Origin of the sequence: Variovorax sp. V116 (assembly GCF_041154435.1) — a bacterium.
Lineage (GTDB): Bacteria > Pseudomonadota > Gammaproteobacteria > Burkholderiales > Burkholderiaceae_C > Variovorax > Variovorax paradoxus.
Window position 1 is genome coordinate 2,923,396 of the sequence record NZ_AP028661.1, and the last position, 12,527, is coordinate 2,935,922.

Annotated in this window: 10 protein-coding genes; 6 read left to right on the forward strand and 4 right to left on the reverse strand. The window is 68.8% G+C overall.

The genetic code is table 11. The features are described from left to right. Both ACAM58_RS13985 and ACAM58_RS13990 read right to left on the reverse strand, forming a co-directional pair. A complete protein-coding gene (locus ACAM58_RS13985; protein ID WP_369663034.1) occupies nt 1–3,078 on the reverse strand; it encodes an FAD-binding and (Fe-S)-binding domain-containing protein in 3,078 nt (1,025 codons plus the stop codon). A gap of 16 nt (nt 3,079–3,094) precedes the next feature. Then, nucleotides 3,095–3,790, reverse strand: a complete 696-nt coding sequence (locus ACAM58_RS13990) for a GntR family transcriptional regulator (protein WP_278874659.1) — start codon at nt 3,788–3,790, stop codon at nt 3,095–3,097. Between the two features lie 122 nt (nt 3,791–3,912). Here ACAM58_RS13990 and ACAM58_RS13995 point away from each other — a divergent pair, with 122 nt between their 5' ends. From ACAM58_RS13995 to ACAM58_RS14005, 3 genes are all read left to right on the forward strand, one after another. Next, the gene (locus ACAM58_RS13995; RefSeq protein ID WP_369663035.1) at nt 3,913–5,157 is read left to right on the forward strand and encodes an alanine--glyoxylate aminotransferase family protein; all 1,245 of its coding nucleotides are present in this window, start codon (nt 3,913–3,915) and stop codon (nt 5,155–5,157) included. Between the two features lie 57 nt (nt 5,158–5,214). Further along, nucleotides 5,215–6,198, forward strand: coding sequence for a Bug family tripartite tricarboxylate transporter substrate binding protein (locus ACAM58_RS14000; protein WP_369663036.1), 984 nt, complete (start codon nt 5,215–5,217; stop codon nt 6,196–6,198). Between the two features lie 346 nt (nt 6,199–6,544). Beyond that, nucleotides 6,545–7,303: a fumarylacetoacetate hydrolase family protein gene (locus tag ACAM58_RS14005; protein ID WP_369663037.1), complete on the forward strand. Its 759-nt coding sequence runs from the start codon at nt 6,545–6,547 to the stop codon at nt 7,301–7,303. On the opposite strand, the gene ACAM58_RS14010 is transcribed toward ACAM58_RS14005, so the two are convergent. Then, on the reverse strand, nt 7,252–8,214 hold the full coding sequence (locus ACAM58_RS14010; protein WP_027729590.1) for a LysR substrate-binding domain-containing protein: 963 nt from the start codon (nt 8,212–8,214) through the stop codon (nt 7,252–7,254). The genes ACAM58_RS14005 and ACAM58_RS14010 overlap by 52 nt on opposite strands. A gap of 94 nt (nt 8,215–8,308) precedes the next feature. Between ACAM58_RS14010 and ACAM58_RS14015 the strand changes: the two genes are divergently transcribed. Beyond that, entirely contained in the window at nt 8,309–9,502 is a 1,194-nt protein-coding gene (locus ACAM58_RS14015; RefSeq protein WP_369663038.1) for an MFS transporter, read from the forward strand. A gap of 41 nt (nt 9,503–9,543) precedes the next feature. Continuing rightward, on the forward strand, nt 9,544–10,575 hold the full coding sequence (locus ACAM58_RS14020) for an aldo/keto reductase (protein WP_369663039.1): 1,032 nt from the start codon (nt 9,544–9,546) through the stop codon (nt 10,573–10,575). Here the strand turns inward: ACAM58_RS14020 and ACAM58_RS14025 are convergent. After that, nucleotides 10,542–11,261: an FMN-dependent NADH-azoreductase gene (locus ACAM58_RS14025; protein ID WP_369663040.1), complete on the reverse strand. Its 720-nt coding sequence runs from the start codon at nt 11,259–11,261 to the stop codon at nt 10,542–10,544. The two genes, ACAM58_RS14020 and ACAM58_RS14025, sit on opposite strands and share 34 nt — an antisense overlap. 99 nt (nt 11,262–11,360) lie before the next feature. Here ACAM58_RS14025 and ACAM58_RS14030 point away from each other — a divergent pair, with 99 nt between their 5' ends. Next, nucleotides 11,361–12,281 carry a LysR substrate-binding domain-containing protein gene (locus tag ACAM58_RS14030; protein WP_369664494.1) on the forward strand — a complete coding sequence of 307 codons (921 nt, stop codon included), beginning with the start codon at nt 11,361–11,363 and terminating at the stop codon, nt 12,279–12,281. Nucleotides 12,282–12,527: the final 246 nt, after the last annotated feature.

Sequence of the window (12,527 nt, forward strand, 5' to 3'; positions counted from 1 at the left end):
CTAAGCCTGATCGGGCGGCAGGGTTGGCGGCACCAAGTGCCGCTCCAGCAGCACCGCCACATGCACCGCCTCGCGCTGCGCGCCGTCGCCGATCTGATGGCGGCAGCTGGTGCCGTCGGCCACCACGATGGCGTCGGGCCGCGCGCGGATCGCGGGCAACAAACTGGCCTCGGCCATCTGCATCGACACGTCGATGTGGCGCGCCTCGTAGCCGAAGCTGCCCGCCATGCCGCAGCAGGAGCTTTCGATCAGCTCGGGCTCGGCGCCGGGAATGAGCCGCAGCACGTCCAATATCGGGCTCACCGCGCCGAAGGCCTTCTGATGGCAGTGGCCGTGCAGCAGGATCGGCGCCGTGGCGGGCGTGAGCGCGAGCTTGAAGCGGCCGGCCTTGAGCTCGCGTGCAATGAACTCCTCGAGCAGCAAAGCCTGCTTCGCCACGGTTTCGGCCTTCTTGCCGAAGCCCATCACCAGGGTTTCGTCGCGCAGCGTCAGCAGGCACGAAGGCTCGAGCCCGACGATGGGCACCCCGGCCTCGGCCAGCGGCCTGAGCGCGTCGATCAATGCTTCCGCACGGCGCTTGGCCTCGCTGACCATGCCGCTCGCCAGGAAGGTGCGGCCGCAGCAGTGGTGCCCGCCGCTCTTCTCGACCGTGTGCAGCGTGTAGCCCGCGGCCTTGAGCACACGCGCCGCGGCCAGCGCGTTCTCGCTTTCGAAGGTGCCGTTGAAGGTGTCGACGAAAAGCACCGCCGCGCGGCCGCCGTTCGCCTGCACCGACAGCACGGCCTCGCGGCTGGCGAACATGCCCGGCAGCTCGGCCTTGGCGCGCCAGAAAGTGTCGGAGCGCCATTCGGGCAGCGACCGGCGCGCCGAAAAGCCCAGCAGCTTCTCGCCGAGCCAGGCGGCGCCGGGCACGGTGTTGCGCAGGTTCATGAGCCACGGCAGGCGGCTCGCCTTGTGCGCATAGTCGGGCATGTGGGCCACCAGCTTGTCTTTTAGCGAGTGGCCGTGGCGCTTCTTGTAGTGGTCGAGGAACTCGATCTTCATCTTCGCCATGTCGACGCCGGTCGGGCAGTCGCGCTTGCAGCCCTTGCAGCCCACGCACAGGTCCATGGTCTCGTGCATCTCTTCGCCGGTGAAGGCGTCGGCGCCGAGCTGGCCCGAGAGCGCGAGCCGCAGCGTGTTGGCGCGTCCGCGCGTCAAGTGCTGCTCGTCGCGCGTCACGCGGTAGCTCGGGCACATGGTGCCGGCGTCGAACTTGCGGCAGTGGCCGTTGTTGTTGCACATTTCCACGGCCTTGGCGAGGCCGCCGGTGCTGTCGCCGCCGGTGCCGGGCGCGGTGGTCTTCTCGGTCACCGGGTCGGCGTTGACGTTCCAGGCCGACCAGTCGAGCGCGGGCTTGAGCTCGATGCGCCGGTAGGGCCTGGGCGCGGTAGGCGGCGCAAAGCGCAGCAGCGAGGCATCGTCCATGCGCGGCGTATCGACGATCTTGCCGGGGTTGAACAGGTTGGCCGGATCGAGCTCGCGCTTGATGGCGCGGAAGGCCTCGTTGATGGCCGGGCCGAACTGCCATTCGATCCACTCGCCGCGGCACAGGCCGTCGCCATGCTCGCCGCTGAAGGCGCCCTTGTACTTGCGCACCAGCGCCGCGGCTTCTTCCGCAATGGCTCGCATCTTGGCGCCGCCGTCGGTGCGCATGTCCAGGATCGGCCGCACGTGCAGCGTGCCGACCGAGGCATGCGCATACCAGGTGCCGCGGCTGCCGTACCTCGCAAACACCTCGGTCAATGCATCGGTGTATTCGGCCAGGTGCTCGAGCGGCACGGCGCAGTCCTCGATGAAGCTCACCGGCTTGCCGTCGCCCTTCAGGCTCATCATGATGTTGAGGCCGGCCTTGCGCACTTCCCACAGGTTCTTCTGGCGCGCGTCGTCGGGCATTTCGACCACGCTGCCGGGCAGGCCGAGGTCGCCCATCAGCTCGACCAGCTGCCTGAGCCGTGGCAGCAGCGCGGCTTTCTCGGCGCCGGCAAACTCGACCAGCAGGATGGCCGCGGGCTTGCCGATCAGCGCGGTTTCCACCGTGGGCTTGAAGGCCGGGTTGGCAAGGCTCAGCTCGATCATCGTGCGGTCGACCAGCTCCACCGCCGTGGGGCCCAGCTTCACGATGTGCTGCGCCGCATCCATGGCCGCATGGAAGGTCGGAAAGTTCACGATGCCCAGCACCTTGGCGCGCGGCAGCGGCGCGAGCTTGAGCGTGAGGCTCCGGGTGTAGGCCAGCGTGCCTTCGGCGCCGACCAGAAGGTGCGCGAGGTTCACGCTGCCGTCGGCGGTGTAGGGGCGCTCGCTCTGGTTGTCGAAGATGTCGAGGTTGTAGCCCGCGACGCGGCGCAGCACCTTGGGCCAGTGGGCGTGGATCTGCTCGCGGTGCGCCAGCGCAAGCCCGTGCACGAACTTCGCGATGCCCGCCGCGCGGGCGCCCAGCGTGGATTGCGGGCCAAACTCCACCAACTCGCCGCTCGAGAGCCAGGCGCTCGCACCCAGCACGTTGTGCACCATGTTGCCGTAGGCGATGGAGCGCGAGCCGCAGGAGTTGTTGCCCGCCATGCCGCCCAGCGTGGCCTGCGCGCTGGTCGACACATCGACCGGATACCAGAGGCCGTGCGGCTTGAGCTGCGCATTCAGGTGGTCGAGCACCAGGCCGGGCTCGACGGTGGCGGTGCCCTCCTCCAGGTTCACGTCGAGCACGCGGCGGAAATGCTTGCTGTTGTCGATGACCAATGCAGCGCCCGTGGTCTGGCCGCACTGGCTGGTGCCGCCGCCGCGCGCGAGCACCGGCACCTTCAGCTCGCGTGCGATGTCGATGGCGGTGGCAATGTCGCGTTCATTCGTCGGCACGAAGGCGCCGACCGGCGTGATCTGGTAGATCGACGCATCGGTGGCATAGCGGCCGCGCGAGCCGTCGTCGAACAGCACCTCGCCCTCGGTCTCGGCGCAGAGCCGCCGTGCGAGCAGCTCGCAGGTGTCGTTGGGCGGAAGAACGGTTCCGGCGGGCTGGATGTGGCTGGCGGGATCGACGCGCATGGTGTTGTGGCGAAGCTCAGCTCGCCTTGTGGGCCTGGGGATAGATCTGGCCGGTGCGCATCAGCTCCAGCACCGTGTCGCGCTTGCGCATCACGTGCGAGATGAGCACCTTGCGCATGCCGGCGGCATCGCGCGCGGCCAGCGCAACGATCATCTGCTCGTGCTCCTCGACCGCGTGCTTCCACTTGGCATCGTTCTGGTTGGTGCGAAAGCGCAGCGACTGCACGCGGGCATTGATGGAGCGGTAGGTGCTGGACAGCACCGGGTTGCCCGCGGCCTCGTTGATGGCGGTGTGGATGCGCGCGTTGAGGCGGTAGTAGCCCGAGAGATCGCGCCGCGCGAAGCAGGCCATCATTTCGTAGTGCAACGCGCGCACCTCGGCCAGTTCCTCGTCGGTGATGCGCTTGGCCGCGAGCTCGCCCGACATGCCTTCGAGCATGGCCAGCACCTCGAAGGTGTTGAGCACGTCGGCCTCGGTGAGCTTCACCGCCACCGCGCCGCGATTGGGCAGCAGGTCGACCAGCCCTTCGGCCGCGAGCAGCTTGATGGCCTCGCGCAGCGGCGTGCGCGAGACGCGCAATTGAAGGCACAGCTCGCGCTCGTTGAGCTTGGCGCCGGGCGCGATGTGCCCTTCGACCAGCATCGTGCGCAGGCGCGACGCGACCTGGTCGTGCAGCGCGAGGCGCGAGATTTCGATGATGTCTGCGGTCATTTCTGTTTCCCTTGAATGCATTTTGAATGCAAAAAACCACAGCTGCAATCCCATTAATTAAGGGTAAACCAGCATGTTTAAATCAGTTTTGAATGCAAAACTGAAAGCGAAAGGACAGTCCCATGCTGCAACTCGACATCCATCCCACCGGCCGCCACTTCCTCCAGATCCCCGGCCCGAGCCCGGTGCCCGACCGCATCCTGCGGGCCATGAGCCTGCCGACCATCGACCACCGCGGGCCCGAGTTCGGCACGCTGGGGCTCAAGGTGCTCGGCGGCATCAAGCAGATCTTCAAGACGAAGCATCCGGTCGCGATCTACCCCGCTTCCGGCACCGGTGCCTGGGAGGCCGCGCTCGCCAACACGCTGAGCCCGGGCGACCACGTGCTGATGTACGAGACCGGCCACTTCGCATCGCTGTGGCAGAAGATGGCCACGCGGCTCGGCCTGTCGACCGAGTTCCTTGCCTGGTCCGGCAAGGACGAGCAGCTGCCCGCCGCGCCCAGCTGGCGCCGCGGCGTGCAGGCCGACCTCATCGAGGCGCGCCTGCGCAAGGACACCGAAAAGAAGATCAAGGCCGTGTGCGTGGTGCACAACGAAACCTCCACCGGCGTCACTTCCGACATCGCCTCGGTGCGCAAGGCCATCGACGCGGCGGGCCACCCTGCCCTGCTGATGGTCGACAGCATCTCGGGCCTGGCGAGCGCCGATTTCCGGCACGACGAATGGGGCGTGGACGTCACCATCAGCGGCTCGCAGAAGGGCCTGATGCTGCCGCCGGGCATCAGCTTCAACGCGCTCTCGCCGCGCGCGCTCGAAGCCTCGAAAAGCGCGAAGCTGCCGCGCGCCTTCTGGGCCTGGGACGAGATCGTGGAGATGAACAAGGACGGCTACTGGCCCTACACGCCCAACACCAACCTGCTCTACGGCCTGTCGGAATCGCTCGACATGCTGCTGGCCGAAGGGCTGGACAACGTGTTTGCGCGCCACCAGCGCTGGGCCGCCGGCGTGCGCGCGGCGGTCGATGCCTGGGGCCTGCCGATCCAGTGCGCCGACCCGGCCGTGTATTCGCCCGTGCTCACCGGCGTGATCACGCCCGAAGGCGTGGATGCCGATGCGCTGCGCCGGCTCATCCACCAGCGCTTCGATCTTTCCTTGGGCACGGGCCTGGGCAAGCTCAAGGGCCGCATGTTCCGCATGGGCCACCTGGGCGACGGCAACGACCTGACGCTGGTGGCCATGGTCGCGGGCGTCGAGATGGGCATGAAGCTCAGCGGCATCAAGCTCGCGGGCAGTGGCGTGCAGGCCGCGATGGACCATTTCGCGAGCCATGCGGCGGCGCATGCCGGCCTGCAGAAGGCCGCCTAGCTGCGAGCACGCATCGAGCCCGGCACGCATCGGACCCACCACACAACGGAGACAAAGATGATGATGCAGAGACGTTCGCTGATCCAGGCCGCGGGAGCCGCGGCCGCCACGCTGGGCGTGCCCCGGCTCTTCGCGCAGGAGTGGCCTTCGGGGCCGGTGCGCATCGTGGTGGGCTTTCCGCCCGGCGGCGGCACCGATGCGCTCGCGCGCGTGGTGGCGCAGAAGCTCACAGTGATGTGGAACCAGCAGGTCATCGTCGAGAACAAGGGCGGCGTGGCCGGCGTGCTGGCAGCCGAATACGTGTCGCAGCAGCCCAGCGACGGCAGCACGCTGCTGATGGCGCACATCAACAGCCATGCGCTCGCGCCCAGCCTGCAGCCCAAGCTGCGCTACAGCGTGGAACGCGACTTCGTGCCGATCGTGCTGGTGGGCGTCACGCCCAACCTGCTGATCGCGAGCCCGGCGCAGAAGGCGCTCACGGTGAACGACATCGTGGCCGCCTGCAAGGCCTCGCCCGGCACGGTGAGCTTCGGCTCCGCGGGCGCGGGCTCGGCGCAGCACCTGGCGCTGGAGATGTTCAAGCTGCAGGCCCGGGTCGATGCGCTGCATGTGCCCTACAAGGGCAGCGGCCCGCTGCTGGCCGACCTGATGGGCGGGCAGATCCAGTACAGCTTCGAGACCATGACCGCGGCCACGCCGCATGTGAAGAGCGGCCGCGTGCTGGCCGTGGCGCAAACGCGCACCAAGCGCGCCAAGGGCCACGCGGGCGTGCCGACGATGCAGGAGCAGGGCTTCGCGGGCTTCGAGGCCACCACCTGGTACGGGCTCGCAGGTCCGGGCAAGCTGCCGCCGGGGATTGCCGAGAAGGTGAACCGCGACGTCAATGCCGTGCTCGCGATGCCCGACGTGCAGGAAAAGCTCGACACCTATGGCGCGGAAGATGGCGGCGGGTCGCAGGACAAGTTCAAGCAGTTCATCTCGACTGAAATCACCAAGTGGGCGAAGGTGGTGAAGGACGGCAAGGTGCATGTCGATACTTGACGTGCTGTTGTTCAGGGCGGCGCTCCCGCCGACGGGGTACCTTGCTCCGCGAATGTCCCCCGGCCTTCGGCCTCCTCCTTTATTTCGCTGCGCAAGGCACCCCATCGACGGGAGCGTGATCAGAGCCGTCGTTGATCAGCGGTACACCAGCAGCGTGCCCTGGTGCACAGGGCATCGGGTGCTCCCCGCAGCGAAATCAAGGAGGAGGCCGAAGGCCGGGGGACATTCGCGGAGGGGAGTACCCGGTGGCCTGTGCACGCGCCCTGAACAACGCGAACAACCGCGCCAAGAACAAAAGCCCGAAGACACAAAAGCAGCGAAGACAATCCAACCCATGACCCCTTCAATGACAGCCCTCGCCAACGCCCTGATCCAGGCCCGCCAAAGCAACCAGACGCTCGATGCCACGTCCTGGCTCAACACGCTGGAGACGGCCGACCAGGCCTATGAAGTGCAGGACGCCGTCGCTTCGGCGCTGGCCTGGTTCGGCGGCCAGACCGTGCCCCGTTATTGGAAATCCGGCGGCGCCTCGCGCAGCGCCACGCTCACACACGCGCCGCTGCCCCCGGCCGGCGTGCGCACGGGCCCGGCGGATTTCAGCGACATGGCCTTTCACGTGCCCGGCATCGAGGCCGAGATCGCGCTGCGCCTCGGGCAGGACGTGACGCCCGCCATGGCCGCGAAGCTCGACCACGGCGATGCCGCTTCGCTCATCGATGCCATGGCCGTCTCGGTGGAAATCGTCGATTCGCGCTGGCAGGACCTGGCCGCCACGCCCGCCTTGCTGCGCCTGGCCGATTCGCAGGTGCACGGCGCGCTCGCGATTGGCGAGTGGCAGCCCTATGCGGCCGTCGACTGGGCTTCGCAGCGCTGCGAAACAAAAGTCGGCAGCGCCGAAACCATGGTGCGCGAAGGCACCCATCCGCTGGCCGATCCGGCGTGGCTGCTGCCGGTCTGGCTGCGCCACGTCACGCGGCACGGGCAGACCGCGCCGGCCGGCACCGTCGTCACCACCGGCTCGTGGATCGGCATCGTGCCCTGCCGCCGCGGCGATCAGGTGGCGGTGGAGTTCGCGGGCATTGGCGCGCTGCGCTTGAGCGTGTAGCGCCCTCCTCCCACGCCCGAGTACGCCACCAGGAAGTCGAGCACCGCGCGCACGCGCGCCGGCAGCGTGCCGGCCTTGCCGATGTACACCGCATGGATCGGCTCCACCTCGCCGGGGTTGAATTCCTCGAGCAGCGGCACCAGCCGGCCGGCATCGATGTCGTGCTGGACGTGGTACAGCGACAACCGCGCCACGCCCGCGCCGGCAATCGCCAGCTGGCGCAGGGTTTCGCCGTCGCCCGCGCGCACCGGCCCGGCCACGGGCACCGCAATCATTCGTCCATCCACGCGCAGGGGCCAGTCGGGCGTATTGCGGCGGTAGCTCCAGCCCAGCCGGTTGTGCGCCTCCAGCTCCTGCGGCGTGCGCGGCGTGCCGTACTTCTCAAGATAGCCCGGCGAGGCCACGATGGACTGGCTGGTCTCGCCCAGGCGCCGCGCCACCAGGTCGGACGGTGGCAGCTGGCCCCAGCGGATCGCGATGTCTGCGCGCTCGTCCATCAGGTCGACGATGCGGTCGGTCAGCGCAATGTCCAGCGTGATCTGCGGATGCAGCTCGAGCAGGCGCGGCACCAGCGGCACCAGCTTGTGGTGCCCGAAGGACACACTCGCGTTGATGCTCACGCGCCCGCGCGGCGCAGCACCCGCGGCGGCGCAGCGCTCGGCCTCGTCCATGTCGGCCAGCACGCGCGTGCTGCGCTCGTAGAAATGCAGGCCCTCGGGCGTGAGCTGCAGCTTGCGCGTGGAGCGGTACACCAGCTGGATGCCCAGCCGCAACTCGAGCCGCGCGACGAGCTTGCTCACGGCCGAGGGTGTCATGTCGAGCAGCCGCGCCGCCGCGGAAAACCCGCCGGATTCGACCACCTGCACGAAGGCTTCCATTTCGCCGGAGCGATTGACGTCGATGCGAGGCATGGCGGATGTCCTTATCTGTGACTTCAATTCACAAGTGCGTGTAGCAGCGGCATTCTAGTCATCAAGGCCGGATGCCCGCACAGTACAGGGCATCATGCCAATCGCTCTACTCGCCCTTACCGCCGGTGCCTTCGGAATAGGCACCACCGAATTCGTCATCATGGGCCTGCTGATGCAGGTCTCGGCGGATCTGCACGTCTCCATCACGGCCGCCGGCCTGCTGATCTCGGGCTATGCGCTCGGGGTGGCCGTGGGTGCGCCGATCCTCACCATCGCCACCCGCAAGCTGCCGCGCAAGACGGTGCTGCTCGCGCTGATGGCGATCTTCACGCTCGGCAACCTGGCCTGCGCGCTCGCGCCCAGCTACGAACTGCTGATGGCCGCGCGCGTGGTCACCTCCCTCGCGCACGGCACCTTCTTCGGCGTCGGCTCGGTGGTGGCCACCGGACTCGTGGCGCCGGAACGGCGCGCCTCGGCCATCGCCATCATGTTCACCGGCCTCACGGCCGCCACGCTGCTGGGCGTGCCGGCCGGTGCCTGGCTCGGGCTGCAGTACGGCTGGCGCGCCACCTTCTGGGCGGTGACGCTGATCGGCGTGCTGGCCTTTGCGGTGCTTGCGGTGTTCGTGCCCCGCGTCAAGGGCGAAGCCAGGCCGGCGCCGCTGCGCGAGGAGCTCGCGGTGCTCGCGCGGCCGCAGGTGCTGCTCGGCCTGGCGATGACGGTACTCGGCTTTGCGGGCGTGTTCGCGGTGTTCACCTACATCCAGCCCTTGCTGACGCAGGTCACGGGCCTGTCCGGATCGGCGGTGTCGCCGATCCTGCTGGTGTTCGGCGGCGGCCTGGCCGTGGGCAACATCCTCGGCGGCAGGCTGGCCGACAGGTCGACCATGCCGGCCGTGCTCGGCACGCTGGTGGCGCTGGCCGCGGTGCTCGGCGCGATGCAGTTCACCATCGGAACGCCGTTCGCAGCGGTGGTGTTCGTCGGCCTGCTCGGCATTGCTTCGTTTGCCACCGTGGCGCCGATGCAGCTGCGCGTGCTCGAGAAGGCCTCGGGCGCGGGCCAGAACCTGGCGTCGAGCCTCAACATCGCGGCCTTCAACCTGGGCAATGCGCTCGGCGCCTGGGTGGGCGGCGTGGTCATCGACCATGGCCCGGGCCTGCGCGCGCTCGGCTGGGTGGCCGCGCTGCTCACGCTCGCCGGGCTGGCGATCGCGCTCTGGAGCCGTGCGCTCGACCGGCGCGAAGGCGGCAATGCCGGGGCGGCCGATTGCGCGTCGGCCCGGGCCTGAACTCTCCATTCTTTTTTTAACGACCACAAAGACACGACATCATGGAACAACGCTTTCTCGGCCGCTCCGGCTTCAAGGTTCCCGCACTCGGCTTCGGCGCCGGCACTTTCGGCGGACAGGGCCCGCTCTTCAGCGCTTGGGGCAACACCGACGTGGAGGGCGCACGCAGCATCGTCGACCTGGCGCTCGATGCCGGCGTGACGCTGTTCGACACGGCCGACGTGTATTCGAACGGCGCGTCGGAATCGATTCTCGGCGCCGCGCTCAAGGGCCGGCGCGACAAGGCCATCATCTCGACCAAGCTCGCGCTGCGCGCCGGCGACGGGCCGAACGACGTCGGCGCCTCGCGCCACCACCTGATCGCCGCGACCGATGCCGCGCTCAAGCGCCTGGGCACCGACTACATCGACATCCTGCAGCTGCACGCCTTCGACGCGATGACGCCGGTCGAGATGGTGCTCGACACGCTCGACGACCTGGTGCGCGTGGGCAAGGTGCGGCTGATCGGCGCCTCGAACTTCTCGGGCTGGCAGCTGATGAAATCGCTCTCGGCCTCCGACCGGCTCGGGCTGCAGCGCTTCGTGGCCAACCAGACCTACTACTCGCTGATCGGACGCGACTACGAATTCGAGCTGATGCCGCTGGGCCTGGACCAGGGCCTGGGCGCCATCGTCTGGAGCCCGCTCGGCTGGGGCCGCCTGACCGGCAAGGTTCGCCGCGGCCGGCCGCTGCCCGCCGGAAGCCGCCTGCATGAAACCGCCGGCTTCGCGCCGCCGGTGGACGACGAGCGCCTGTACCGCGTGGTCGATGCGATGGACCAGGTGGCCGAAGAAACCGGCAAGACGCTGCCGCAGATCGCGCTCAACTGGCTGCTGCAGCGGCCCACCGTGTCGAGCGTGCTGATCGGCGCGCGCAACGAGGAGCAGCTCAGGCAGAACCTCGGCGCGCTCGGCTGGCAGCTCAGCGCGGACCAGATCCAGCGGCTCGATGCGGCCAGCGCAGTGACGCCGCCCTACCCCTACTACCCGTACTGGAACGGTCAGTTCGCCGAGCGCAGCCCGGTGGCCGTGTGAGCTGAGCGCGGCTCGGCGGCGAGCTGGTCCACCAGGCCGTCGACCTTCCGCTCCGCCTGCCGCAGCGACTCGGCCAGCTGCTCGCCGCCGAACTCGTCGCACTCCACCGCGGCCTCGAACACCTCGGTGATGCCGATGTAGCCGAACACCGAGCGCACGGTGCGCTCGGCATGGTTCAGGTGCGCGATGCGCCCGCCCCGGTCGTAGCCGTGGTCGCCGCGCGCGCCGAGCAGCACCATGCGCTTGCCCGCGTCGGCGAGCATCGGCCAGTACGGCACCGCGCCGCGCGCACGGTCGAAGCCGAAGGTGCGGCCCACGCGCACGATGTTGTCGATCCAGGCCTTGAACTGCGCGGGCACGCTGAAGTTGTACATCGGCAGGCCCACCACGATCAGGTCGGCGGCCACGAGCTGGTCGACCAGCCGGTCGCTCTCGGCCAGCGCCTCGGCCATCCAGGGTTCGCGCTCGGCGGGCGCGGTGAAGGCGGCATGGATCCAGCGGGCATCGACATGCGCGGGCGGATGCTGGCCCACGTCGAGGTAGTCGACGCGGTCGTCCGGCCGCGCCTCGCGCCAGCGCTCGACAAAACGCGCGGACAACCGGCGCGTGTGCGAGCCATGGGAATCGATGCCGGAGCGGCCCGGACGGGCACTGGCGTCGATGTGAAGAAGGTTCATTGTGTTCATGGATGAATTGCTCTGTTCTGTCCTGCGCTGCCACAATGGCGGCACAGGTTTCTAATCTAGAGACGTAGACGACCTCCGACAAACGATCATTTCTCCATGATGAACGAGATTGGCTCATCCGTGCGGCGCCCCAGGCGCCTGCCGCCCCTGCTCTCCCTGCGGGCCTTCGAAGCGGCGGCCGCGCACCTGAGCTTCCAGCGCGCGGCGCTCGAGCTTTCGGTCACGCCCTCGGCCATCAGCCACCAGGTGCGCGCGCTCGAAGACACACTGGGCCGGCCGCTGTTTCGCCGGCTCACGCGGCAGCTCGCACTGACGCCCGCGGGCGAGCGTCTGTTCGACGACCTGCGCGCGGGCTTCGACGCGCTGGAGGCCGGCGTCGAAAGGCTGCGCCAGCCGTCGGCCCCGCAGGCCGTCACGCTCACCACCAACACCGCCTTCGCGGCCCGCTGGGTGCTGCCGCGCATGGCGGCCTTTCGCAAGGCCTGCCCGGGCATCGAGCTGCGGCTGCATGCGAGCGACACACTGGTCGACCTGGCGCGCGGCGGCGCCGACATTGCCTTGCGCTCAGGCAGCGGCAACTGGCCGGGCCTGGTGTCGCGCGAGCTGATGCCCGAGCGCTACGCGCCGCTGTGCAGCCCGATGCTGGGCCTGAAGCGCGCGGCCGATCTGCCGAAGCACGAGCTGATCCATTGCGACTGGCAGCCCGGCGCAGCGGCGCCCGCGCTGTGGCCGCGGTGGTTCAAGGAAGCCGGCATCGCGCCGCCGCGGGGCCGGTCGATGAAGGCCGCTGGCCTGTCGTTCTCGGACGAGACCCACGCCATCCTTGCCGCGCTCGCGGGCCACGGCGTGGCGCTGCTGAGCCTCACGCTCGCAGCCGAGGAACTGCGCAGCGGCGCGCTGGTGCAGCCCTTCGGACCGGCGCTCGACACGGGCAGCTACTTTCTCGCGGTGGCCGCCGGGCATGAAGGCGAGCCGGCCGTGCGCGCCGTGTGGGAGTGGATTGCTTCGCAGGCTGCCTGAGGGTTGGCGCAAGGCCGCTGTTCAGGGTGCGCTCCCGCCGACGGGGTACCTTGCTCCGCGAATGTCCCCCGGCCTTCGGCCTCCTCCTTAATTTCGCTGCGCAAGGCACCCCATCGACGGGAGCGTTATGCGGAGCGGTCGTTGATCAGCGATACATAACGAGCGTGCCCTCGTGCGCAGGGCATCGGGTGCTCCCCGCAGCGAAATCAAGGAGGAGGCCGCAGGCCGGGGGACATTCGCGGAGGG